The sequence below is a fragment of the Pseudomonas sp. TE3728 genome (assembly GCF_056279145.1).
On record NZ_JBWBQT010000001.1, the window covers coordinates 3,328,796 to 3,354,160 of the forward strand.

16 protein-coding genes are annotated in these 25,365 nt (G+C 53.7%); 9 read left to right on the forward strand and 7 right to left on the reverse strand.

Going from position 1 to position 25,365, the window contains the following annotated elements:
* Positions 1-70: 70 nt before the first annotated feature.
* A complete protein-coding gene (locus ACZ89R_RS14340; RefSeq protein WP_429547855.1) occupies positions 71-907 on the reverse strand; it encodes a hypothetical protein in 837 nt (278 codons plus the stop codon).
* A 28-nt stretch (positions 908-935) separates the two neighbouring features.
* Positions 936-5,816, reverse strand: coding sequence for a DUF4011 domain-containing protein (locus ACZ89R_RS14345; RefSeq protein WP_429545437.1), 4,881 nt, complete (start codon positions 5,814-5,816; stop codon positions 936-938).
* Positions 5,817-6,293: 477 nt separating this feature from the next.
* Between ACZ89R_RS14345 and ACZ89R_RS14350 the strand changes: the two genes are divergently transcribed.
* Positions 6,294-7,181, forward strand: a complete 888-nt coding sequence (locus ACZ89R_RS14350; protein ID WP_429545436.1) for a hypothetical protein — start codon at positions 6,294-6,296, stop codon at positions 7,179-7,181.
* A 327-nt stretch (positions 7,182-7,508) separates the two neighbouring features.
* Here ACZ89R_RS14350 and ACZ89R_RS14355 read toward each other — a convergent pair whose 3' ends face one another.
* From ACZ89R_RS14355 to ACZ89R_RS14375, 5 genes are read right to left on the reverse strand one after another with little or no spacing between them, the layout of a single operon-like run.
* Entirely contained in the window at positions 7,509-8,993 is a 1,485-nt protein-coding gene (locus tag ACZ89R_RS14355; protein WP_429545435.1) for an endonuclease NucS domain-containing protein, read from the reverse strand.
* A 57-nt stretch (positions 8,994-9,050) separates the two neighbouring features.
* Positions 9,051-12,461: a DEAD/DEAH box helicase family protein gene (locus tag ACZ89R_RS14360; RefSeq protein ID WP_429545434.1), complete on the reverse strand. Its 3,411-nt coding sequence runs from the start codon at positions 12,459-12,461 to the stop codon at positions 9,051-9,053.
* A 1-nt stretch (position 12,462) separates the two neighbouring features.
* Positions 12,463-13,236 carry a hypothetical protein gene (locus ACZ89R_RS14365; protein ID WP_429545433.1) on the reverse strand — a complete coding sequence of 258 codons (774 nt, stop codon included), beginning with the start codon at positions 13,234-13,236 and terminating at the stop codon, positions 12,463-12,465.
* Positions 13,237-13,296: 60 nt separating this feature from the next.
* Positions 13,297-14,502 carry a restriction endonuclease subunit S gene (locus ACZ89R_RS14370; protein WP_429545432.1) on the reverse strand — a complete coding sequence of 402 codons (1,206 nt, stop codon included), beginning with the start codon at positions 14,500-14,502 and terminating at the stop codon, positions 13,297-13,299.
* Positions 14,499-16,037: a type I restriction-modification system subunit M gene (locus ACZ89R_RS14375; RefSeq protein ID WP_429545431.1), complete on the reverse strand. Its 1,539-nt coding sequence runs from the start codon at positions 16,035-16,037 to the stop codon at positions 14,499-14,501. Before ACZ89R_RS14375 ends, ACZ89R_RS14370 begins: the two co-directional genes overlap by 4 nt.
* 259 nt (positions 16,038-16,296) lie before the next feature.
* Between ACZ89R_RS14375 and ACZ89R_RS14380 the strand changes: the two genes are divergently transcribed.
* The 8 genes from ACZ89R_RS14380 (at position 16,297) to ACZ89R_RS14415 (ending at position 25,277) form a co-directional block, all read left to right on the forward strand.
* A complete protein-coding gene (locus tag ACZ89R_RS14380; RefSeq protein ID WP_429545430.1) occupies positions 16,297-17,217 on the forward strand; it encodes a restriction endonuclease in 921 nt (306 codons plus the stop codon).
* Between the two features lie 167 nt (positions 17,218-17,384).
* Complete coding sequence (locus ACZ89R_RS14385) at positions 17,385-17,966, forward strand: DarT ssDNA thymidine ADP-ribosyltransferase family protein (protein WP_429545429.1); 582 nt, start codon at positions 17,385-17,387, stop codon at positions 17,964-17,966.
* Complete coding sequence (darT, locus tag ACZ89R_RS14390) at positions 17,963-18,607, forward strand: type II toxin-antitoxin system toxin DNA ADP-ribosyl transferase DarT (RefSeq protein WP_429545428.1); 645 nt, start codon at positions 17,963-17,965, stop codon at positions 18,605-18,607. The genes ACZ89R_RS14385 and darT overlap by 4 nt, the downstream gene beginning before the upstream one ends.
* Positions 18,604-19,692, forward strand: coding sequence for a type II toxin-antitoxin system antitoxin DNA ADP-ribosyl glycohydrolase DarG (gene darG, locus ACZ89R_RS14395; RefSeq protein ID WP_429545427.1), 1,089 nt, complete (start codon positions 18,604-18,606; stop codon positions 19,690-19,692). The genes darT and darG overlap by 4 nt, the downstream gene beginning before the upstream one ends.
* Before the next feature lie 434 nt (positions 19,693-20,126).
* Positions 20,127-20,369 carry an exodeoxyribonuclease VII small subunit gene (locus ACZ89R_RS14400; protein ID WP_007894317.1) on the forward strand — a complete coding sequence of 81 codons (243 nt, stop codon included), beginning with the start codon at positions 20,127-20,129 and terminating at the stop codon, positions 20,367-20,369.
* Positions 20,366-21,253: a (2E,6E)-farnesyl diphosphate synthase gene (ispA, locus tag ACZ89R_RS14405; RefSeq protein ID WP_429545426.1), complete on the forward strand. Its 888-nt coding sequence runs from the start codon at positions 20,366-20,368 to the stop codon at positions 21,251-21,253. The genes ACZ89R_RS14400 and ispA overlap by 4 nt, the downstream gene beginning before the upstream one ends.
* Positions 21,254-21,344: 91 nt before the next feature.
* A complete protein-coding gene (gene dxs / locus ACZ89R_RS14410) occupies positions 21,345-23,243 on the forward strand; it encodes a 1-deoxy-D-xylulose-5-phosphate synthase (RefSeq protein ID WP_123498518.1) in 1,899 nt (632 codons plus the stop codon).
* A 150-nt stretch (positions 23,244-23,393) separates the two neighbouring features.
* Positions 23,394-25,277, forward strand: a complete 1,884-nt coding sequence (locus ACZ89R_RS14415; protein ID WP_429545425.1) for a TonB-dependent receptor domain-containing protein — start codon at positions 23,394-23,396, stop codon at positions 25,275-25,277.
* Positions 25,278-25,365: the final 88 nt, after the last annotated feature.

Sequence of the window (25,365 nt, forward strand, 5' to 3'; positions counted from 1 at the left end):
GTGCCTCGCGAAGGGTGGGGATATCCGTCATTTACTACTCCAGCGCCCCCCGCGTTGCTGGGACTTCAAATTATTCGTGCTCACTAATCAAGGTGAGCACGTCATCAATGTATTTGCCTTCCGCCGGATTGGTTCCCGTACGCAGATAACCAGGGATCAGCTGTTGAAACTCGGCCCGATCCTCTGGCATGAACTCCAGCAAGGCTTCCACCATGGCGGAGCGAAGCAAACGCTGATTATCCGGTATGTGAGGCAGCTCAGGGCGAATCACCTTCTGGTCCAACCAGATAAGCTTTTCACGCAGGCTATGGCTACCGTCTACGGTGATGCGCTCGGCATGCTCGTTTTGCTCGTCGGCTACCTGCTGGATTGCCAGCTCTTCAGGCTTCTCAATCAGCTCTTCGGCCTCTTCGACCGGCTCAGTTCGTAACCGCGCAAGCTCTTGAAGGATGGGTTCGATTTGCACACGGGCATTACGGAACCAATCCACGGACCAGATGCGCCGAATATTCCAGCCCAATTGCTCCAACACGCTTTGACGCAGACGATCACGGTCACGCGCTGACTTGGCCGAATGATATGCCGCACCGTCGCATTCAATCCCCATCAGGTAGCGACCGGGCTGCCCTGGATCACGTACCGCCAGATCAATGAAGAAACCAGCAACACCAACCTGGGGCTCGCATTGATAGCCATGACGAGACAGCATCTCAATAACAGCCACCTCGAAATCACTGTCGGGAGCACGTTCAGACTCTTTGATGTGCGGCATGCGGCCGGACTCAGCGAAATGCAGAAAATCACGCAGTGCCTGCACGCCTCTGCTGGAAGTACCGGTCACCACTACATCAGTCGAGCTAAACGAGGAGAACACCTGCATGCGCTTCTTGGAGCGGGTATACAGCACGTTCAAACGTCGCCATCCACTGGCACCGTTAATCGGGCCAAAACGCTGAGGAACAGTACCGCCCACTTCCATAGGGCCGTAGGTCGGAGATGTAAATAACATCTCGCTCGTCACCCTGGACGTTTTCCAGGTTCTTGATGAACAGCGGCTCATCCTGACTTTGATTACGGTCCAATGCGACTTGTAGCTGTGGGCTTTGTTTGGCCAGCTGTTCAAGCATTCGCTCGATCTGATCAGCCTGTTTGACGTTCATGGCCACCACACCCAGCGACTCATCGGGGCGGTGAATTACGTGGTGCTCAATGGCCTTGGCGACAACCTCGGCCTCTTCAATGTTGCGTTGTTCGACAAAACGCCCGCGGGGCACTCTGACAAACTTGACACCGAACTCTGCGGACTCACGGTGCGGAGATGGGTACACCACCAGATTGCTTTCATAGAAGGCTTTGTTCGAGAAGGCAATCAGGCTCTCGTGACGGGAACGGTAGTGCCAACGCAGACGTCGCAGTTTGAACAGCGGCATGGCGGCTTCCAAAATGCTTTCCGAGTCCTCGGCCAATGAAACATCAGCTTCATCGGTATCCGAATCGCCACCATTGCGGGAAAAGAAGTTCGTCGGCGGCAGCTGTTTCGGGTCACCCACGACCACTAGCTGTTTACCCCGTGCGATGCTACCCAATGCTTCTTCCGGGCGCATTTGGGATGCTTCATCCATTACGACCAAATCGAACTCGACGTGCCCTGCCGGCAAGTATTGAGCGACAGCCATTGGCGACATCATGAAGCAGGGTTTGAGGCCTTGCAGCGCTTCAGCTGCACGGTTCATCAGGCTACGGATCGGGACATGCCGTGTCTTTTTCTCAGCCTCGCGCTGCAGCAAGGCCAATTGTGTAAAGTCTCTGACCGCACCATGACTATTTCCGACAGGAATTTTGTTCTGACTGATACGTGACGAAACCTGCTCACGTTGAAGATGCTTGAGCTGCTCATCGATATCAGCGAACCGAGAGCGAATGGCCTCCTGTTCTTTGCCCGAAAACTGCCCCAGTGCGGGATTAAGCTCAAGGATTTGCAAGGCCCAACTATCAAGAAGCCCCAGCAGACAGGCATCGATGCAGCGCTCAGAAACCAGGTTCTGCGTTTCGATTGCTTCTACGACAGTCTCGAACCCCAGCTCAACCAAGTGCGAACGTAAACGGCGGTACTCGAACCAATGGTCGAGCAAATCGGGGTTCTGAGCCGCCCAGGCCAGACGGCTGACCATGGGCTCGAAATCTGCTTTCTCAATAGACTGCCACCACTGACCGGCAATAGCCGCAGCACCGTGGAAAAAAGCTTCCAAAGATTGCTCCCAGGCCTCTACAGCTAGCGCGAGTGCCGCACCTTCTTGATGCCAATGGAGAATCAGCGCCTCGGCTTCTTTTGGCGTACACGCGGTCAACTGCGGAATAAGAAGATCTCGAATCGGCAACGCCAAAATGGGCTGAACGAAGGCAACGGTATGCCGCCAAGTCGTCAAGCGAGGTCGGGCAGCTGAAAGATTGTCTATCCGAGGAAGCTCTTCGCCCAGCAAACAGGTTTGTAGCACCGAGTCGCTTTGCAGTGCTGCCGAGCGGGCCTGCCAACTTTCCACCGTCTGAATCAGCTGCAGCAATTGCCCCATCGTGGGCTTCTCTTCGCTGATTACGGGTAACAAAGAACGTAGCGCGGTTCCGATGTCGTTGATAAGGCGAGCATACAGGCCCTCTGGAGCGAGCAAATCTTCCGAACGCAAATCATGACTGTCAAAGGGCAACAGTTCTTCCAGGTCCAGTCGATGCTCCAGAACATCCAACAAATAGGGCTCGAGCTCTGCGCTATCGCTTGAAATGCCGGCCAGTAGTGCCCCATCTGCCTTAAGCAGGTACTCCGCAACCCATACTTTTGCACCGAACCCTCGTCCGCATTCTGCACGCAGGAACTTGTACCAACCCCGCAAACGCTTGAGTGCGTCGATCGGAGTATCAAGCCCTTGGAAGTGTTCACCCAGCTTTTCGGTGAGCACTTTGCTTTCATTCAGTTGACTGTGTTTTTTCAGATAAGCGATGACATCTGGCAAGACCGCCAGAAGCGAGTTCAACTTGAGCCCTGGTCGCGCCATAGCCAAGATTTCGGCTTTAGCAGAGCGCCATTGCCCCTTGAACCAACGAAAAAGTGATTTATCTGCCAGAACCCGACTCAAGTCTTCCAGTCGCGTATGACCAGGCAATCGATCCAGAGTGAAATGGTTCGCAGCCAGCTCCTGCAACTGCCTGATGACAGGGATGTCATTGTCCAACTCTACGAGCAAACTGTCCAAGGCCTCGTCTTCGAAGCGTTTATGGCGAAGAGATGCCAAATCCTCAGGCATCGCCGCGAGCATTTGCAGAAAGAGCACTACTTGCTCAATACCGATAAAATCGCTTCGTAAGCCTTGAACCGCAGCCCCCTCCGCTAACAGCCGAATTAGCATTTGAACGCGTGGGGCCAGTTCCAGTAACTCCTCAGCCTCTTCGATCACTTCCAGCAAGGCATTGAGGGATAGGGCCTCATCGCCGTTATGCAGACGTATGGCCGCACAGGCTTTTTTGATAGAGGCTATCGCTTGCCCAGAGCCAATGACATCCGCGCGCAACGATCGAGCTAGTACGCCTTGTTCGTCCAACAAGGAGTCCATACCTTGCAGCCACAGTTTCAATGCCTCACAGGACTCGATATCCAGTCGTCCCAACAGATCCCAGTCCTCATCACCTTTAGGTAATGCCAGTACCGGAATTGAAGCTGCTAAGCCTCGCAGCTGATCTGGGCTGTAGGTTTCCAGAACAGATACCTGCAGCTGTTCTGCTAATTGAGGGCGGAACGCGGCTAGACGATTGAGCGCCTGCTGAGCCTGGGAGAGGTTTTCTAGAAGTGCGGAGCGCTCAGCGCCAGTCACGCGAGTTTTTGTGCTACCAAACCATGGGTGCGTTTCAAGTTTGCCAGTGTGACCAGCTTCCTCAGCCGTCTTGCGATAGATGTGTGCATAAAAGCCGGCCTGCTCCTGCAAATGCGTTCTATCGATTCGCACCTCCGACTGTGGGTGCATATCGGCAGGTTTAATCGACAATGCCTCACGCAAACGAGTTGCCTGCATTAGCACTTCGTGAACACTCATCCCCGACTCTTTGAATTGGGCATGCAAGTGATGCACGTGCTTGTTGAGTTGCTGCTTCAATCGCTCATAGTTGGCAATGAGATCCGTCAGCTGCTTGGGCGAGCGAAAGCCACCGCTGTTCTGAATCCGCTGCCGGATGCTGTCGATAACAGCGCTCTTTTGACTCTTATGGCTATGCAACTCCAGACAAAAATCGCCCAAGCCTGCTCTTGTCAGTCGAGTCTTGACCACCTCAAGCGCTGCGCGCTTCTCCGCAACGAACAACACTTTTTTGCCTTGGGCCAGCGCCGCAGCAATCATGTTGGTGATGGTCTGAGACTTACCGGTACCGGGCGGCCCCTCGATCACAAGGTCATCCCCGCGAATCACGTCTATCAATGCGCTGTGCTGAGAACTGTCAGCGTCATCTATTAGAGGAAACTGTAGGTGAACCTGATCAATGTCGTCGATTGAATGCTCGACACAAAATGCGCCTTGTTTTCCTGACGAATCGGCCGGCAAACCGTCCATTCCCGTAAGCCGTTTAACCAGACCATGATCCAGCAATGATTGGTCTTTCCAACGGCCTGGATCAAGGTCGAGATACATCATCAACTTGCCAAACTCGAACAAGCCAAGCGAGGCATAACGATGAACTTTCCAGTCAGGCTTGACCTTCAGCACCGTTTCAACAATGCGTTCGAAGTATTCCTCAGGCGTGCTGTCGTCGGTGATCCGCGGAAGTGCGATCCCAAAATCAACGCGAAGCTTTTCCCGCAATGACAGGTTGGTAAGAATGTCTTCGCCAGTAGGATGTACGCGGTATTCGAATGTCGCGGTTTGAGGATTGAGCTTACCTTTCTCCAGGTTTACTGGTACCAACATCAGCGGCGCCAGTCGGCTGCTGTCTTTACCTGCGACCGAGTCATCCCACTCCAGGAACCCGAGCGCAAGATAAAGAATGTTCGCCCCCGTTTCCTCGAGAGCTGATCGTGACTGGGTATACAGAATCTGTAGCCGCGACTCCATCTCCGCGGGGTAATAGAGCGTCTGAATCGCGTCGTCAGAATGCTTACCGGTTTGCCCGCTTTCAGGAGGCAGTGGTAGCTCATAGCTGGTCGCCATACCCAGGATCTGCGCCCAGACGTCTGCCGTAGGCTGTTTCTTTAACTCAACAACTGCGCCTGTCTTTTCGTCCAGCTTTAAAAAGCCATGGGTAAGAAGCTGCCTTTCCGTTGGTTCAGGCACAGCAGCAAATCGCATGGATTTTTCATCTGCCAAGGTATCGAACAGGTGATCCGGCAACTCATCAATAATCCGTACGAAACGTTTGGAGCGTGCATGTGAAAAGTTCAGCAGCCGATTGCGGGCGCTGAGGTCAAGAAGCCTGCTTCTCAGCTTCTCCAGGCTTTCCGGTATCTCGCTTGGGGGTGTATCAAGGTCATCCCAATCGGTAAGAGGCGCTGGATCAATGGACTTTGAACGTCCCTTGGACTCGGTATCGAACCGATAAACCGACCCTCCCCGGCCGCCGCCTTTATTGAGCAGTCCCTGGGTAATGAGCTCGTCGCGCAGGCTCCAGTACTCTTCCTCAGAGACGGCAAAATTCTGAAGCTCAGCTCGCCGATCGATCCGATCCCTGAGTGACTTGTTGCCAACGGCCGTCCCGTCTGCGGGGACCAGTTCCAGTATCCATTGCAGAACAAGTTCATACCGCTGGATAGCCAATGCTTCAGGGCCTGAGTTCACGTCGATCACCGCTATTTTTTGGGGCAACTGCCTGATGAGTTTTTTCTGCGCACGGTAAACCGATGCTCAGCTTCGGCTGGCCGCGATAACAAGAGAGGCTTTGTAGGGGCGCTGCCGATTTTTCGGTGCGCTCAAGATGCCATCCTTGGGAAACAGCGGTCTGCCCTAGAGTTTGATGGATGTCACAATATCCAGCACTCGGTGCAAGGTAAAGGCAAAGTGCCTTGACGTCGCACAAATCCCCGTTTCCTCGACGATTGGTCAGTAAATCCCCCTACACTTATTGAAAAACTCGGTTTCAGGTTGATTCTCATTTCCAAACCCCTTATCTGAAACACCCCACGGGTGCGCTTTCACACGCTCTGGACCGAAAGCCTATATAGGGTGGATGAGTCTGTATTGAGCAACTACTCTTAGCCTACTGTCGGGACTGATAGATCTGATTCAGTACATCAACATGGTTCATAAGAATCGAGAGTACGCCCCATGAAACCAAGCGAACTTTTAGAAAAAACTAGAAAATATTTATTTCTCTTCTTCCAAAAAAAACAACAACTCAACTCAAAAAACTCAATCACTGCAAAAAAGGGCTTAGGGGTAATCCAGGTTGGAGCAAAAGAAAAAACAGTTGAGAATATTCTCGGAGAGGGCGAGCTTTGTGGCACATACAAAAGCGTCTATTTCAAGAATTACATAGGAAGTGGAATTCAAATAAGTTACTCAAACAAAGAGAAAAAAATACAAGCCATATTTTTTCTCAACAAACCGCACGGCTACGAAAAATTTTCCACAGCCCCTTTCATAACCGACAAACATATTGACTGGAACTCAACAGCAGACATTATAATTAGAGCTTATGGCAAGCCAATAAGAGATTACATTGACGATAACCGGCGAAGAATTGTTTTCGACGGCATTGACTTTCGCTGGGAAAGCGATCGCCTGGTAAGCATTGGAGTTCCTTCAGATCCTTTTATTGTTGCGAACAAAGGCATAGGGAGAGTCCAAATCGGCGCACACCAAGAAGATATAGATTTAGAACTTATAATAGGCCAGAACGGGCCGAGCCTTGATGATGTTTATTTCAAAAACTACACATATGACGGAATACAAATACCTTATACACACAAAGACAAAAAAGCTGTTGCCATTCATTTTTACAACAAAGCGTCCGGCTACAAAAAATTCTCCACCGCAAACGTTGTTACTGAGAAAGGTATAGATTGGAGCTCTTCAGTCAACATGGTTATCACCGCTTACGGAGAACCAAAAGCAGATCATATCATTGGGCATTTGCGACGAGTCGTTTTTGACGGTATTGATTTTTGCTGGGAGGGTGACCGCATGGTGAGAATCAGCGTTCCTGGGAAATAGCTGTACTTTACGCACAGCCACGATAGCCGAGCTATCCCGCACCTAATACCTCCGGGAGGCAAGATTTATGGGCATTGGTGGCGACCACTCAATTTTTAACAACAAAAAACTCAGGTAAATCGGCTCAAAAAAAGCCGGTCTTTGCCGGAAAAAAATTTAGCAAAATCACCAAAAAGTGGGGGAACAGATGGGGGAACTTAAGGTTAAAAAAGCTGGATAACTTATTTAGTTTCAAACAGTTATATTAATAAAAAGCTAACCACAAGCCGGCTTTTTAATGCCTGGAAGAAAGTGACACTCTGAAGTATATGGTTAGCGCGCAAAATCTTAGTTGTAGTTAAACAGCGCTACGTCAGCGGTAATTTCTTCAATCCACTCAACATGAGCCTTATAAAAACTATCAAAATCTTCGCATGCCCCCTTTTCGGTATATAAAACCGGCTCAGGAAAAACCTGAAAGGTCGCATAGGAGAGACCAAGTGCATCACAAATGTGTGAGTCGACACTTCCTGCATATCCAAACGCGAGGTGCGTAATATACTTGACATTCAACGACGAAAATAACTCTTCGGGAGAGCTTTTAATCACCGCGCCATTCCAAACATAACTACCCATCACTGAGATCAAGTCACTACCATCCAAATCCCTCACGGTCAGAGAATATCGAGGAAGATATGACTCATCTTGAGTCTGATGAAAGCCTACCAAGCTTGCCACAACATTCCGCGGATCAAAAATCTGCAAATCAACCTCTATACCATCCCGATCGCTTTCGAGCGCGCTTATACTTCTCAAAATAAATTCATACCATGATGGTCGATGGCGAATAAAACTCTCAATATTTTCTATATTTTTCTTATATGAAGGTGCTTGCCGTGTACTAAAAACAATATCCAACCAATCCTTCCCACCTGTTTTTTTTAGTGAAGCGCTCTCAATAAAATCTGAGGGAGAGTGGATAGGAAAATGCCGAAGGAGCTCTTTTGAGAAATAAACCTCGTCAACACCCCAAATTGAGTTGTACGTAGCCAGTTTGTTCGGAGTACCTCTATCCAGTTCCAGAAAATCTCGACCAAGCACGCAGGTTAATGCACGCAAGTAGTCTTCATAGACATTACACGGGCCGTCTATTGCTTTTCTGTCAGCGTTGATGCCAGTCTGTTTAATTAGCTTTTCAGCTTCAACAACGGTAGCGTCATCCCAATCTCGAATGGCCGCGAGGTATAGCCGAGCTTTTACCTCTTCGAATTCATTTGGATTTACAAAAATTGCAACGGCTACAGGAACGGCAAATTGATCGACATGCCTTTTTAGTTTTGCAAAAGCACCACGCGCTTTATCCAACTCCTCATAAACGACTTGCAAGTGCTCTTTGTGATAGTCCAAACGACAGACTTTCACTTTCCCAGGGTCGAATTTTGTCGAGCTTAACGGAACGCCGCTTTCATCAACAACAAGTAAATATCCCTCTATTGGATACTCCATTTCTTTTTGAAACAATGACAGTGATGACGATAACTCACCCCAAGCAGTCGACACGATGAAAACCCGACATTCGTGGGCAGCTAAATTACTCAACTGAAGATACTTCGTCACCTCATGCAAAGCTTCTCGAGCTGACGATTCCGCCCGCTTCAACTCAATAAATACATAGTGACCATATTTATCCTTGGCAAGGATATCAATATAGCCACCTGAACCTTCACGACCTCTCATATAAAATTCATCTTGAACAAGACTGAGTCCAGACTCCAGCACAGACAAATTTTCTTTCAGAAAATCCCGAATTACATTCTCACTAATTCCTTTCATATGCCCTCACCTGCAACAGCTATTCAAAATAAATCTTCCAGACCAAAACACCTGCAACTACGCAACTAAAGCCATCGACTCTATATTTCTTAATGCCAAAATCAACTCATCAACTTTCTTAGGCTCGAACAAACCATCCGGGCCACTTGGGGTGATATCAGTGAATGGCGACTCATAAAGTAAAGACGCGCTCATAACGCCGTGCTCGGTCAGATGTTGAATCACCAAATTGCTGAACTCGATCTGGCTGGCGTTAAGAGCTTTACCTGCCAAAAACCCCGACAGCGCATCAGAAGCAGCATCACGATCTAACCCAACCAAGGAACGAATAAACAATCCTAATCCCTTGGCCTGTTCTTTAGCACGATTGATCTCTCCCGCACCGGCACCACTTTCAACCAGCATCTGCTCTAGAGCCTCAAGGTCCGAAGCTGTCAGCGGTTGATTGCGCCGCAGCTTCTGCAACGACAAGTGATCCTGATGTGCACGCAGAAAAACACGAGCCTTTTCGCGGAAACGTTCGAAACTCGCAGGGTTCACCATCGAAGGCATTACGACCTCCTCGATCGGCCCCAGCTCATCCTCAAAGTCGGTATAAACGGTAACGCCGTGCCCTTTTTCCAACAGTTTGATTAAACCGCGCAATTTGCGGCGAGCCTGTTCCAGCATCGAAACGGTGACGTCTTCCCACCATTCCGGTCCCGCTACGGCTTCAATCATTAGCACTTCTTTGGCAATCGCTGGAATGTTGGTTTGACCCAACAGCGCCTGAGCCAAGTCCTGAACCTGCTCACTCAAACGGGCAAAACCTGGTTCCGCGTTGAGAATGCACAGTTGCAATCGCAGCAACAGAAGATCGAAGCGCTTAGCCTCTTCATCTTCTTCCGCCAAGGTGGTCGGCAAACCTGAAACATGTTCGGCCAATTCGCGTAATTGAGTCTCTCCGATGTCTTTCCAAATGCCTGCAGCGGAATAGATTTCGACCCAACGTCGTTTAGGGCGAACAACGAAGTTGTCCAGTGTCATTGAGCACACCCGCTCATGCAGCGACAAGGCAATATCTTCACGCAGTTGATCATCGCTGAACACCACCGAATAGGTGCCACGAGACTCCTTGAGTTCGACACTGCTACGCCGCCGATCCAGGGCCGCCAACATTTCTAAACGGGCTTTGAATAAGCGCTGCCCCAGCGGCTCGCTCAGCGTTCCCTCGGTGGGCTCAGGGTTTTGGTTGAAAAACTCCAGGTTCTGGCAGAAATCGAAAATGAAGAAATCTTCTTTGTCGTGCCCTGGGCCGAAGAGGTTTTTGCACAACCGCGTACCTCGTCCGACCATTTGCCAGAACTTAGCTTTGGAGCGAACGATCTTGAAAAACACCAGGTTGACCACTTCTGGCACATCGATCCCGGTGTCGAGCATGTCGACGGAAATAGCAATGTGCGGCGCCTTATCCTTGATTGAGAAATCATCAATCAACGACTGCGCGTACTCCGTTTTATAGGTCACGACCCGAGCAAAGGCGCCTTTTTTATCGGGATAGCTCTCATCGAAGCGATCAGCAATAAACTGAGCGTGAGCGTTGTTCTTGGCAAAGATGATGGTCTTGCCCAAGCGGTCACCACCCGCCACTTTGTGGCCACGCTCCATGAGGGTCTGCAACACCTTGTCTACTGTGTCGGTGTTGAAGAGCCAGCGGTTCACCGCGTCGGCACTCACCTCATCCGGTACTTCTTCCTCTTCGCCCCACTCCAGTTCGTCCCACTGATCTTTTTCATCTTCGGGAAGCTGGTCGTAGGTAATACCGTCACGTTGGAATTTCAACGGCACCGACACCCCGCGCGGCCTGACTAGATACCCCTCGGCAATCGCATCTTCCAAAGTGTAGGCATCCGTCGGGACGCCGCTCTCGAGGTTAAACAGGCTGTAAGTGTTTCGATCGATCTCATCTTTAGGCGTGGCGGTCAGCCCCACCAACAACGCATCAAAGTAGGAAAAAATCGCCCGGTACTTCTGATACACCGAACGGTGAGCCTCATCGATGATGATCAAATCGAAATGACCAACACCGAAACGGCGCTGTCCGTCCTGCTTCTCGTCGATCAGCCCCATCATCGTTGGATAGGTTGAAACGTAGATGCGCCCTTCGGTGTTCTTCTCGGTGACCAGATTCACTGGCGCGGCGCTGGGCAAAAAGCTTTTGAAGGCATTAGCCGCCTGATTGACCAATGCCACACGGTCCGCCAGAAACAGAATGCGTTTGGCCCAATTGCAGCGCATCAACAGATCGCTTAGGGCAATTACCGTGCGAGTCTTGCCAGCGCCGGTGGCCATGACCACCAAGGCTTTACGTTGACGATCCTGTTCGAAGGTTTCACCGATGCGGCGAATGGCCCTGAGCTGGTAATGCCGTTCGACAATCAACGGATCAATCGTCGCCTGCCCCAAGGCCTTGCGGCTGCTACGGCGCTGAATCAGCAGTTCCAACTCGGCCTTCTTATGGAAGCCTTGAATCAAGCGCGGCGGGTACGAGGTGTCGTCCCAAAGCCAGTGCTCGTAACCATTGGTGCAATAAATCAGTGGTCGCTGGCCGTACATCGATTCCAGGCAATCGGCGTACAGCTTGGCCTGTTGTTGCCCGGCGCGGGCATCGCGCTGAGTCCGCTTGGCTTCAATCAGGGCCATCGGCTTGCCGTCGTCGCCCCAGAGCACGTAATCGACAAAGCCCTGGCTCTGCGTGTTCGGCATGCCCGCCACTTCAAACTCACGATCACGGGCGGCATCCAGTGGCCAACCTGCTTCGTGCAGCAACTGATCGATAAACAGATCGCGGGTTTGCGCTTCGTTGTAATCGTGAGTATCGGGTTGAACGGCATTCGCCACTTTCGCAGCGGCGACATCAGCGCGCAGCGAAGCGAGCTCTTGATCCAGAGCAGCGTTTTTCTTTTGTGCTTGAGCGAGTGCGACGTCTCGCTGGGCGAGTTCACTTTCCAGTTTTTGCAACTGAGCCAGACTTTGAGTCGCAGCGGTTACTGCCGGCTTCGGCAACAGCGCCGGGTTAAAGCGCAACGCACCATCCGGCTTACCAGCGGCACTGCGTGCGTAATGCCGCCCCAGCCAATAGGCCACGTGAAACAGCTCGCTGAGCACGGCCTGGGCGTCTTGCTCACGGACCTGACGGGCGCTGTGTACGGCGTCGTTACCGCGCTTGCGGATGACTTCCATTTTGGCGTGGAGCATCGGCCCGGTCAGGGTCTTGAAGCTGGGCTCAAACAGGAACGCCGACAAATCACTTTTGTAGGGCAGCTTCAAACTACGATCGGCCTGGAACAGCCACGCCACCAGCAACTCCAGAGTGCGCCGGGCATAAAAGCAAGAGGAGCGAGGGTCCGCCAAGACGTTCGCCTCCGCCTTAACCGCTTCGGCATGGAGGCCGGGCCATTCAGTACGCAGGAAGGCAAAGTTACTCATATCAACGTCCTTGAAATATGGCGGCCACGTCTAACCGGTCGGTCAGGTACGGAGTGAATCCGGTGAACAGGATACAAAGTGCCAGCATATCGCGCATCTCTATATTGCCTTCCACGCTGCCGGGTTTGCCGCCGTGGCGAATGCCCGGATAGTCACAGGTGAAACCATAGAGGCTTTTCAGCGCATTGCGCACCTTGGCGTGGGGCCAATGAGGGAGTTGATCGCAGATGCTCGACAGCGCGTATTCGTTGACTCGAGGGTTGTCGCGGCCTAACGCCTCTAGCAGATTGATCTGTTTTTGCAGGCAGGTTTTGATCCGCCCTTCGCCGCCCTTGTCGTGCAGATCACGAAAGGCTTCGTCGAAATCCCGTTGCAGGGTGTGGAGGTGCGGGTGTTTGGCGTTGCTGTCGCGCAAGCCTTGAACCAGGTTGGCGAACAGGCCAGATATGGTCGGGTACAGCTGACACGGGCGGCGTAATTCGTAACGTAGGTTGTAGGTATCGATGAAGTTGGCCAGGCGATTGAAGTACGCATTGGCCAGCGCATCCCCTGCCAACTCATCGAGTACGTCGTAGGCGTTTTGTAGAAAGCCTAGCAGTGCCGATTCGTCGATCAGATCATCGGTGGTGATTCGGCGGAAGGCTCGAACACTTTGGGGAGGGTCGTCGATGATTTCGGCCAGGACCGCCAGGGACGGTGGTGTTTTTAAGGCGGGCATCAGCGCCCGATACAACTCGCAGAACAGATCGGCAGGCGCCGATCCGTGTCGCGCCAAGGGGCTCCAGAGCTCGCGCCAGGTTCGAGACCAGACTGGGAGCAGGGAGCCTCGCATGGATTAGAGTTCGCCTCGAAAGGCGCGGTGTTGGAGGGAGGCGAATAGGGAGTCAAGCTCCGACAATCGTAGTTGCTGAATAGCTTTTATTTTTTCAATAGCGACTACTTGGAGCGCGAATTTTTTTTGCAACTCAATTGGCGGAACTAACAAACGAAAACTTTCAGCAGTAGGAAAATAAATAGTTTTATGTGTAGAACCATTACTCAACAAACGAAGTCTTGAACGGGACATAAATAAAGAGTACATCAGATATACCGGATCCAATCTATCACTACAAACCCAATTAAAAAAATCTTGAGAGGTTGCCATCTCTCGCCCCATCAAGGTAACAAAGCCAATAGAAGCTGTTCGAGAAAAACAAACCGTTCCTTTGGGAAGTTTGACGGAAGACGAATTATCTATTCCGGCCTGAGTAGTAAACTCCCCTGTTTGCTGAGCAGTAGATAAGTCAAGCCCTCGAATATCTGTCAATGACAACCACGGTATATCGCCATTCCAATATTTGGCATTCTGTCTATCTGGAGTGTGACCCGTTGCCAACCGTGCGACATCGGTCAATAATTCCCACTGCCATCCACTTGAATGCATCTCAAGAGAGTCTCCTATAGTTACAGGAGTTTGTTTATGCTGACCGAACAAATCAATAAATGTTGATTGAATTAGTGCTTCAAGCCCCTCAATGGCTTCATGACACTTAACGCGCAGCAACTCAGCTTGATCAAGAACAGAAGAAATCCTTTTTTGCTCCGAAAGGTCCGTAAAAGGAATCTCCGAATTTAAAATTATTCGATCGCTCACAGCTGGATAACTAGCCCCACTAGCCTGCCTGACCATATTATCGACAAATACTTTGGTCTTTACCCAATGAAATAGATAACGGGAATCTAGCACCCCGGATAATGGACGTAAAACGCAAAAACCAGTAGATACTGTTGCCCCAGATAGTACTGACGGAACACTCGCGACAGAATTCAAGTTTGGTCGCACCGTTGCAACAAGAACATCACCTGAGTTCACCAGCTGCCTTGCTCGACTTGGAGCATCCTTACAAAAAAGTTCTCTTGCACCAACTATCTTCTTGCGCCTTTGATCGACCGCACTTAAATCAATATAAGTAAACTTTTCTGTACCTTTTGCGGCGAGCGGACTCCATGTTTGTATAGATTCAAGCAGGTTCTTTAGTTCAACCGAGGCCAAACGAGTCATCTAAAAACCTCCCGCAAGTCATTCATCCCCTGACGGATTTGATTTTCGAGTACGCTCAGATCAGCGAGGATCTCTTGGGGGCTACGATGTAGCACCTCCTCATGCTCTACCTCTTTATAACGACTGAGACTGAGATCATATTTTTGAGCAACTATCTCTGCCTTAGGTACACAGAAGCTTTGCGCCGTACGCGGGCGGTCAATCTCTGCTCCGTTCCGCTCATTCCAATGGGCAAGCACATCAGGCAAGTTGTTTTTTGCATGCTCCTCATCGCTCAGCTCAGCACTCGGTGCAACTCCTAGTTTTTCTTCGCTTAGTAATGGAAGGCGCTTATCGTCCAAGCTCATGCCATCAGCTTGCAAATCATAGAACCAAACGTTGTCAGTACCACCAGAATTGGTTTTGGTGAACAGCAAAATCGAAGTCGCAACTCCTGCATAAGGCTTAAACACCCCACTCGGCAACTTAACGACGCCATCCAACTTATGATCTTCAATGATCATACGACGCAGCTCTTTATGGGCCTTGCTGGAGCCAAACATCACACCGTCCGGCACAATCACCGCTGCCCGACCGCCCGGCTTAAGCAAGCGCAGAAACAGCGCCAAAAACAGCAGCTCTGTCTTCTTGGTTTTAACGATGCGCTGCAGATCTTTCGCCGTACTTTCGTAATCCAGACTGCCAGCAAACGGTGGGTTGGCCAGGATCAGGCTGTAATGCTCAGCCTCCCCTGCAGTGTTTTCGGCCAAAGAATCGCGATAACGAACATCTGGGTTCTCCACGCCATGCAGCAGCATGTTCATGCTGCCAATGCGCAACATGGTGTTGTCAAAGTCGAAGCCGTGGAACATGCCGTGGTGAAAGTGCTGACGCTGAGTGGCGTCGAGCAGCAAGCTTGGATAGGTGTCGCGCAGGTATTCACCAGCCGCCACCAAAAAGCCGCAGGTGCCGCTGGCCGGGTCGCAGATCACATCGTTAGGCTTGGGCGCGGTCAGTTCCACCATCAACTGAATGATGTGCCGTGGCGTACGGAACTGCCCGTTCTGCCCGGCGCTGGCGATTTTGCCGAGCATGTATTCGTAGACGTCGCCCTTGGTGTCGCGGTCGTCCATAGGGATGCCGTCGAGCAGGTCCACCACTTTGGCCAGCAACGCGGGCGTGGGAATGGTAAAGCGCGCATCGCGCATGTGGTGGCTGTAGGTGGAGTCGTCGCTGCCGATGGTTTTCAGGAACGGAAACACGTGGTCGGCAATCACTTCAAACATAGTCGCCGGGGCCAAATGCTTGAAGCGCGACCAGCGGTAGTCGTTGTAATTGCAGCCGCGCGGATCCAGGCCTTCCGGGAATATCTGGCGCTCCATCGGCTGTTTCAGGCGATTGGCTTTGTTCTCTTCCAGAATGTGCAACTCATCCAGACGACGCAGAAACAGCAGGTAGGTCAGCTGTTCCATGACCTCCATCGGGTTGGAAATACCACCCGACCAGAAGGCATTCCAGATAGCGTCGATTTTGCTCTTGAGTTCGCCGGTGATCACCGTGTGTTGCTCCATAGCTCACGCGCCCGCTGAGCAGGCGCTAAAAAGTGGGGGATGATAACGTCTGGGCAAAGCTTGCGTATGCCAGACGGCGGAATTTATTGCGCAGGGATGTTCTGTAGGACAAAGGCCTTTCTATACACAGTGGCTTACGTTTTATCAGCGCCAACGTCATCCCCGCAGGGGATACCTGAATGACCGTTAATTTATACTCGCCCGCCAATCAGCACAAAACCGTAGCCATCACAGGGAAGCGTCCATGTCCGTACCAACTTACGATCAGTTCATCGAGCCCATCCTGCGGTTTCTCGCCACGAAACCCGATGGAGCTCCCGCCAGGGATGCCTATGAAGCTGCAGCAAAAATGTTGCAACTGACTTTAGAGCAGCGTGAAGAACTGATCGCCAGTGGGCAAACGACCTATAAGAACAGAGCGGGCTGGGCACACGATCGGCTCAAGCGTGCCGGCCTTTCCAGCTGTGCCAAACGCGGGTATTGGAAATTGACTGATGCCGGTGTGACCTACGCCAAGGAACATCCAGCCCCTCTGCCGGCCGGCGCAGTGGAACATTTAGCCATTGGCTATATGAATGTGAAGCTGAAGGTCGCCGCCGACGCCGCACCGCTTGATGACGAAACACCTGTTGAACCTGACATCACCTCCGCCACCGCCAGCCCGGATGATCGACTTGAACAAGCCCTCCAGGAATTGCGCGACGCTACAGCGGCCGATCTATTGGATAACTTGTTACAGGTCAGCCCCAACCGCTTCGAAGTGATCGTACTGGATGTGCTTCATCGCCTGGGATACGGCGCTAGCCGCAATGACCTGCAGCGTGTCGGTGGGTCTGGGGATGCCGGTATTGATGGCATCATTTCGCTCGATAAGCTGGGACTGGAGAAGGTTTACGTTCAAGCCAAGCGCTGGCAGAACACAGTGGGTCGTCCTGAGCTGCAGGCATTCTACGGTGCACTCGCCGGGCAAAAAGCCAAACGCGGAGTATTCATCACGACCTCTGGTTTCACGGCACACGCTGTCGACTTTGCCAAATCGGTGGACGGGATTGTGTTGGTGGATGGCACGCGACTGGTGCATCTGATGATGGATCATGAGGTGGGTGTTACATCGCGATTGCTGCGGTTGCCTGCGCTGGATCGTGATTATTTTGACGAAGAGTGAGAGATCGGTTTTGGGCAAACCGGCCACTTCCCCCTGCAACGCTTATGGCTTAAGTTGATGGCACACTAGAATCACGAAGTACACCCGACTTGGAAGGTCGCAGTTAACGCACAGAAGAGATAGGGCTAAAGCGGGTTTAGATAGTTGTGCAGGTCAAGGAGACCACGATGCCAGACGTCAGAAATATCAAGGAACAAAAGCTTTTATACCACCTCACTTCGGTTGAAAACCTGGATGGCATTTTTCAGGGAGGTCTAAAGCCTCGCGCTGAACTCACCGACTTCAAAGATGTAGCTGACAGTGAAATTCTGAAGAAGCGCAAAACCCTTGAGCTTGACAGCTATGTGCCCTTTCACTGGTTTGCTGCAAATCCATTTGACGGAAGTGTGCAACGTAACAACCCTGATGTGAATTTCGTCCTGATCTCCGTTTACAGGACTATTGCGAAACAAAACGGTTGGAAAGTCATTCCTCGCCACCCTCTGGCAAACGATTCAATCCAGTTACTCGATTACGACGAGGGTTTTGAAGCCATCGAGTGGGAGGTCATGAACAGCCGGGAGTATCACGACGCGTACTGCAAAAGCATCTGCATGGCGGAATGCCTGGCGCCTGGCGTTGTGAAACCAAACGCCTTCTTCAAAATCTTCACGCCTAACGAGGAGGTCGAAGCACTCTGCGTGGCTAAAATGCGAGAGGCCGGTGTTAATGTACTCACCGGCGCGAATCAGAGAATGTTTTATCAATGAACTACACCAGTCTGAATCCAGAGAAGGCTCTGATTTGGCGTATCGTCCATCGCGATAACCTGCCCTGGATTCTGGACAACGGTCTGCATTGCGCAAACTCGGATGTGCAGGCACCGCAGTACGTGAATATTGGCAACGTTGACCTGATCGACAAGCGCCGAACTCGCCGTGTACTCATCCCACCTGAAGGCGTGCTGGCCGACTACGTCCCCTTCTATTTCACACCCTTCTCTGTGATGATGAAAAATATTCACTCCGGGTGGAGTGTTCAGCAGCGCAGCAACGACGAGATCGTGATTCTGGTCTCTAGCCTGTACCGCGTCGAACAGCTTGGCCTACCGTTTGTCTTCACAAACGCACATGCCTACCCGGATTGGACAGACTATTACAGCGATCTGGCGAATCTCGGCGAAATCGATTGGTCTATCCTTCAACGACGCGACTTCAAACGTGACCCTGATGACCCTCGAAAGATGGAGCGTTATCAGGCCGAAGCGCTGATTCATCATCACTTACCGATTACAGGACTCCTTGGCATCATGTGCTACAACGATGCAATGAAAGAACGCATAGAGCAGGACGTGGCCGCTAGAGGCCTGACGTTATCTGTTCATGCGCGTCCGGGATGGTATTTCCAATGATCAGATTTACCCAAGGCAACCTTCTGGAAGCCAACACCGAAGCCCTCGTCAACACGGTCAATACCGTCGGTGTGATGGGCAAAGGTATCGCGCTGATGTTCAAAGAGCGCTTCGCGGAGAACTACCGTCTGTATTCGGCGGCCTGCAAGGCTGGCGAGGTAGAGACAGGCAAGGTTCACGTAACGGCAGTCAACGAACTGGAAGGTCCTCGCTGGATCGTAAATTTCCCTACCAAGCGTCACTGGCGATCGCCGTCGCAGATGGCATGGATAACGGAAGGCTTACACGATCTGCGTCGCTTTTTGATTGAAAACCATGTGAAGTCCGTTGCGGTTCCACCGCTAGGTGCCGGCAATGGTGGTTTGAAATGGCCTGAGGTCCGCGAACAGATTGTTGAAGTTTTGAGTGATCTGGATGTAGATGTGCTGGTGTTCGAACCTTCCAATCAGTATCTGAATGTCGCCAAACGTAGCGGCGTGGAGAAGCTCACGCCTGCTCGCGCGCTCATTGCAGAATTGGTTCGACGCTATTGGGTTTTAGGCATGGAATGCAGCCTGCTTGAGATTCAGAAGCTGGCCTGGTTCCTTGAACGCGCTATAGAAAAGCTGCCGGACACCGAAAACCCGCTGAATCTTAAGTTTGTTGCACATAAATATGGACCGTATGCCAATCGGTTGGAGCATCTGCTTAATAATCTTGATGGCAGCTATCTGCACTGCGACAAACGCATCAGTGATGCGGGTATTAATGATGTGATCTGGTTTGACGAAGACCGCAAAGCCTTTCTGCAAACCTATCTAAAGACAGAGGCCAAAGAGTACTCCCAGGCCTTGGAGCACACCGCCGAGTTGATTGACGGCTTCGAGTCGCCCTTCGGTATGGAGTTGTTAGCGACGGTCGATTGGTTGTTGAGTCAGGAAGAGGTTGCCCCGACCGTTCCTGCCGTGCGTGAAGCGTTGAGGCATTGGGATGGTGGAGCCGCTGCTGCCGCTCGCAAAAGCAAGCTGTTCGACGATCAGGCGCTAGATATTGCGCTCAAACGTCTTACCTCCAGTAGTTTCAGGCCTGAGATGGCTACCTGCTAAGGGAGGTCATGACTGTAAGAATCGGATAGACCCTGGACCTCGTACCAAATGCCTACTGCTCTATCTGATCCTCGCCGTCAGCACCGTGTCGCCTGTCACTCCGATCAACCTGAAATCACGGAGGTGGCTGGGCGGTGAGCCGAATAGGCGCCATATTCGGCTCACCACATGAGCCGAATAGCATTTTTAATCGGCTCAGTCAGCCGCATCGCCCCGTCCGGCTGCGAAGCCGTCGCAAATTGCTGGATGCGGTATGCCTGAAGAAACGCGGTGTCTGGTTTAGGGGCCGCTCCGCGCCCCAGCGGGAGCAAGCCCCCTCGCCACAGGGTGTGTTTTCACCCGGAAACTGTGGTGTCAAAGGCCCCACTCATTTGCCCATAACCCCTATGTCTGCTAGTGTCGCGCCGGTTTAACGTCAACCGGAAATAGCCGCCATGGCCCGCAAAAAAGCTGCACTGGATTTCGAACAATCCCTCGCTGACCTGCAAACGCTGGTGGAGCGTCTGGAGAACGGCGAATTGTCGCTGGAAGACTCGCTGACCGCTTTTGAGCAGGGCATCGGGCTGACTCGCGATTGCCAGGCGGCATTGGCTCAGGCCGAGCAGAAGGTTCAAGTGCTGCTTGAGCGTGATGGTGAGCTGGCCGAGGAACCCTTCGACGCGGATCAGCCAGAATGATTGCGGCGTATTCGGCCACCAGCCAGGCTCGCGTCAATTCTGCACTGGAAACCCTGTTCAACGCGCCGAGCCCTGAGCTCGCCCGCCTTTACGAAGCCATGCGCTACAGCGTGATGAACGGCGGCAAGCGCGTGCGTCCATTGCTGGCCTACGCCGCGTGTGAGGCGTTGGGCGGCAAGGCCGAGCAAGCCAACGGCGCGGCCTGTGCGGTTGAACTGATCCACGCCTATTCGCTGGTGCACGATGATTTGCCGGCCATGGACGACGACGATCTGCGTCGCGGCCAGCCAACTACGCATAAAAAATTCGATGAAGCCTGCGCAATCCTCGCCGGTGACGGTTTGCAGAGCCTGGCCTTCAGCGCCCTGCTCGACCCGCGCCTGAACAGTTGCGACGCCGAAACCCGTCTGCAGATGGTCAGCGCCCTGGCGTTGGCGGCGGGCCCGGCGGGCATGGTCGGCGGGCAAGCCATCGATCTGGGCTCGGTGGGTCTGAAGCTCGATCAAAAAGCCCTTGAATACATGCACCGGCACAAGACCGGCGCGCTGATCGAAGTCAGCGTCAAGCTCGGCGCCCTGGCCAGCGGTCATGCCGCGAAGGACGAACTGAAGTCCCTGCAGAGTTATGCACAGGCCATTGGCCTGGCATTTCAGGTCCAGGACGACATTCTCGACGTTGAAAGTGACACCGAAACCCTCGGCAAACGCCAAGGCGCCGATATCGCTAGGGACAAGCCGACCTATCCGGCACTGCTCGGTCTCGACGCGGCCAAGGCCTACGCCTTGGAACTGCGCGATCAGGCCCTGCACGCGCTGCGACCGTTTGACGCGGCGGCTGAGCCATTGCGCGATCTGGCCCGGTACATCGTCGATCGCCGCAGCTGACGGCGTATCCGCCAAAAAAAACCAACGCGTGGGCAGGGGGCGATGCATCAGGTAAACTGCCGCATCTTTTATACCTATAACGATTCGCCTGATGCCCACGACGTTTCATGAGATTCCCCGCAAGCGCCCGACCACGCCCCTGCTCGACCGTGCCAACACGCCGGACGGCCTGCGCCGGTTAGGCGAAGCCGAGCTGGAAACCCTGGCTGATGAGTTGCGCCTGGAATTGCTCTACACGGTCGGTCAGACCGGTGGGCATTTCGGTGCCGGCCTGGGTGTCATCGAGCTGACCATCGCGTTGCATTACGTCTTCGACACCCCGGATGACCGGTTGGTGTGGGACGTGGGTCATCAGGCCTACCCGCACAAAATCCTCACCGGCCGTCGCGAGCGCATGAGCACCCTGCGCCAGAAGGACGGCGTTGCCGCCTTCCCGCGTCGCTCCGAGAGCGAGTACGACACCTTTGGCGTCGGCCACTCCAGCACCTCGATCAGCGCTGCGCTGGGCATGGCGATTGCCGCCCGCCTGCAACACAGTGATCGCAAGGCGATCGCGGTGATCGGCGACGGCGCACTGACCGCCGGCATGGCCTTCGAGGCGCTGAACCACGCGCCGGAAGTGGACGCCAACATGCTGGTGATCCTCAACGACAACGACATGTCGATTTCGCGCAACGTCGGCGGGCTGTCGAACTATCTGGCGAAAATCCTTTCCAGCCGCACTTACGCGAGCATGCGCGAAGGCAGCAAAAAGGTCCTGTCGCGCCTGCCCGGCGCCTGGGAAATCGCCCGTCGTACCGAAGAATACGCCAAAGGCATGCTGGTCCCCGGCACGCTGTTCGAAGAGCTGGGCTGGAATTACATCGGCCCGATCGATGGCCACGACCTGCCGACCCTGATCGCCACCCTGCGCAACATGCGCGATCTGAAAGGCCCGCAATTCCTGCACGTGGTCACCAAAAAAGGCAAAGGCTTCGCTCCGGCGGAAGTCGACCCGATCGGTTACCACGCCATCACCAAACTCGAACCCCTGGACGCCCCGGCCAACCCGCCGAAGAAAGCCGGCGGACCGAAGTATTCCGGTGTGTTCGGTGAATGGCTGTGCGACATGGCCGCGGTCGATCCGCGTCTGGTCGGGATTACCCCGGCGATGAAGGAAGGCTCCGACCTGGTGGCCTTCAGCGAGCGCTTCCCGGAGCGCTATTTCGACGTGGCGATTGCCGAGCAACACGCCGTGACCCTCGCCGCCGGCATGGCCTGCGAAGGCGCAAAACCGGTGGTGGCGATCTATTCGACCTTCCTGCAACGCGCTTACGACCAGCTTGTGCATGATGTGGCGGTGCAAAACCTCGACGTGCTGTTCGCCATCGACCGTGCTGGTCTGGTGGGCGAAGACGGCCCGACGCACGCGGGTAGCTTCGACCTGTCGTTCCTGCGTTGCATCCCCGGCATGCTGGTGATGACCCCGAGCGACGAAAACGAACTGCGTAAAATGCTCAGCACCGGCCATCTGTACGACGGCCCGGCGGCGGTGCGTTATCCACGCGGCACCGGCCCGAATGCGCCGATCGCGAAAGACCTCGAACCGATTGAAATCGGCAAGGGTGTCGTCCGCCGTCAGGGCAACAAAGTCGCCCTGCTGGTGTTCGGCGTGCAACTGGCCGAGGCACTGAAAGTCGCCGAGAAGCTGGATGCGACCGTGGTCGACATGCGTTTCGTCAAGCCGCTCGACGAAGCACTGGTTCGCGAAATCGCTGGCAGTCACGAACTGCTGGTGACCATCGAAGAGAACGCCATCATGGGCGGTGCCGGTGGCGCGGTCAGCGAGTTTCTCGCCCGCGAAAATATCCTCAAGTCGGTGCTGCACCTGGGCTTGCCGGACATCTACGTCGAGCACGCCAAGCCTGCGCAAATGCTGGCCGAATGCGGGTTGGATGAGGCAGGGATCGAAGAAGCGGTGCGTCAGCGCCTGCAGCTGCTGAACTTGTAAACCCGATCCCCTGTAGGAGCTGCCGAAGGCTGCGATCTTTTGATCCTGATCTTCGGCGGCTCCAAACCTGAAAAAACAGAATCAAAAGATCGCAGCCTTCGGCAGCGCCTACGGGGGTTGCGTCGTATCTGAATTCATCTCGGATCATCCATGAAACTCTCCCCTTTTGCCCTGGCGCTGACCCTCCTGCCGGCCGGCCAACTCTTGGCCGACACCTTCGAACGCGACCAGGCCCTGAAACTGCCGGACGTGCTGATCAGCGCCAACCGTCAGGTCGAAGCGCGCAACGACAGCAGCGCCGCCAACACCGTGTTCACCCGCGACGACATCGACCGTCTGCAGCCGAGCAGTGTCACTGACCTGCTGCGTCGGGTGCCGGGCGTACAGGTCGGGCAGACCGGCGGGCGCGGCAGTCTGCCGGGGGTTTACATTCGTGGTACCAAGTCGGCGCAAAGTCTGGTGCTGGTCGACGGCCAGCGCATCGGCAACTCGACCTCCGGCGACAGCAACCTGCAACACATCAACATCGAACAGGTCGAGCGAGTGGAAGTGCTGCGCGGCTCGCGTTCAGTGATTTACGGCAGCGATGCGATTGGCGGGGTGATCCAGATCTTCACCCGCCGTGGTGGCGAACAAGGCCTGCAACCACGCATGCACGTGGGGGTTGGCAGCCATCAGACCTGGGAACGCAGCCTCGGAGTATCTGGCGGTGACGCGCAGACCCGCTTCAACCTGGGCGCCAGCCTTGATGAAACGGCAGGCATCAATCGCACTGATGAGTCCTGGCCCAGCGATGGCGATCACGATGAATACCGCAATAAGTCGGTCAGCTTAAGCCTGAGTCACGCCCTCACCGATGACATCGAAGTCGGCGCCAATCTGCTGGATAACCAGGGCAGAAGCGCATTCGACAATCCGTTCGGCCGCTTCGACATGAACACCTTTGAATCGGTCCAGCAGCAGCCCTACAGCGAGTTCGCTGTGAGCAGCGTCAGCAGTTACGTCGATGCGCGCATCAACGACGCTTGGAAAACCCGCGTCGAATTCGGCCATAGCGAAAACCGTGAGAATACACTCGACAAGCTCAGCGACGAGCGCAGCGTGTTCAACACCTACCGCGATTCGGTGAATTGGCAAAACGACCTGACTCTGGATGAACGCAACAGCCTGATCCTCGGCGGCGACTGGTACGAAGACCGAATCAACAGCAGCACAGCGTTCGACGAAGACAGCCGCTGGAACCGTGCGGCGTTTATCCAGCATCGCTATCAAGCCGACAGCTTTTCTACCGAACTGGGCCTGCGTCGCGACCAGAACCAGCAGTTCGGCAGCCAGAACAGCTGGAGCGGCACGTTCACACTGCCGCTGAACCCGGACAACGATGTGCTGTTGACCTACAGCGAAGGCTTCCGCGCGCCGACCTTCAACGACCTGTACTACCCGGACTTCAGCAACCCGGACCTGAAACCCGAGACCTCGAAAAGTTATGAGCTGCAATGGCGCAGTCAGCTGACGCAGAGCAGTCGCCTGGAAGCCTCGCTGTACCGCACCGATCTGCAAGACGCGATTATTTTCGGCAGCAACAACCGCCCGGCAAACGTCGCTTCGGCGCGGATCAACGGTTTCGAAGCGGCCTTGAAACAAGAGCTGTTCGGCTGGCAGAGCAACCTCGGCGTGGCGATCATCGACCCACGGGATCGCGACAGCGGCCACACCCTCGCCCGTCGTGCACGGCGGACTTTGAGCCTGGACCTGGATCGGCAGTTCGACCGGCTCGGCCTCGGTGCCAGTTGGCAAGCGGTGAGCAGCAGTTATGACGACGAGAACAACCAGCAGCCGTTAGGCGGGTATGCGTTGTTGGGGTTGCGCAGCAGTTGGGCGCTGAATCGAGAGATCAAGCTGGAATTGAAGATCGATAACCTGCTGGACAAGGGCTACAGTCGGGCGTTGTACAGCCATGATGGCAGTCAGTATGGGTATCGCGAGGAAGGCCGGGCGTGGATGTTCGGGGTGACCTGGACGCCGGATATTTGAAGCCATCATCCGATCACTGTGGCGAGGGAGCTTGCTCCCGCTCGGTTGCGTAGCAGCCGCAATCCAAGCTGACTCGGACACCTGAAAA

What these genes read in the sequence shown, in the direction of transcription:
- ACZ89R_RS14350 (WP_429545436.1), top strand. Translation starts at nt 6,294, where the DNA reads ATGAAACCAAGCGAACTTTTAGAAAAAACTAGAAAATATTTATTTCTC.
- ACZ89R_RS14355 (WP_429545435.1), bottom strand. Translation starts at nt 8,993, where the DNA reads ATGAAAGGAATTAGTGAGAATGTAATTCGGGATTTTCTGAAAGAAAAT.
- ACZ89R_RS14360 (WP_429545434.1), bottom strand. Translation starts at nt 12,461, where the DNA reads ATGAGTAACTTTGCCTTCCTGCGTACTGAATGGCCCGGCCTCCATGCC.
- ACZ89R_RS14370 (WP_429545432.1), bottom strand. Translation starts at nt 14,502, where the DNA reads ATGACTCGTTTGGCCTCGGTTGAACTAAAGAACCTGCTTGAATCTATA.
- ACZ89R_RS14380 (WP_429545430.1), top strand. Translation starts at nt 16,297, where the DNA reads ATGTCCGTACCAACTTACGATCAGTTCATCGAGCCCATCCTGCGGTTT.
- ACZ89R_RS14385 (WP_429545429.1), top strand. Translation starts at nt 17,385, where the DNA reads ATGCCAGACGTCAGAAATATCAAGGAACAAAAGCTTTTATACCACCTC.
- darT (WP_429545428.1), top strand. Translation starts at nt 17,963, where the DNA reads ATGAACTACACCAGTCTGAATCCAGAGAAGGCTCTGATTTGGCGTATC.
- darG (WP_429545427.1), top strand. Translation starts at nt 18,604, where the DNA reads ATGATCAGATTTACCCAAGGCAACCTTCTGGAAGCCAACACCGAAGCC.
- ACZ89R_RS14400 (WP_007894317.1), top strand. Translation starts at nt 20,127, where the DNA reads ATGGCCCGCAAAAAAGCTGCACTGGATTTCGAACAATCCCTCGCTGAC.
- ispA (WP_429545426.1), top strand. Translation starts at nt 20,366, where the DNA reads ATGATTGCGGCGTATTCGGCCACCAGCCAGGCTCGCGTCAATTCTGCA.
- dxs (WP_123498518.1), top strand. Translation starts at nt 21,345, where the DNA reads ATGCCCACGACGTTTCATGAGATTCCCCGCAAGCGCCCGACCACGCCC.
- ACZ89R_RS14415 (WP_429545425.1), top strand. Translation starts at nt 23,394, where the DNA reads ATGAAACTCTCCCCTTTTGCCCTGGCGCTGACCCTCCTGCCGGCCGGC.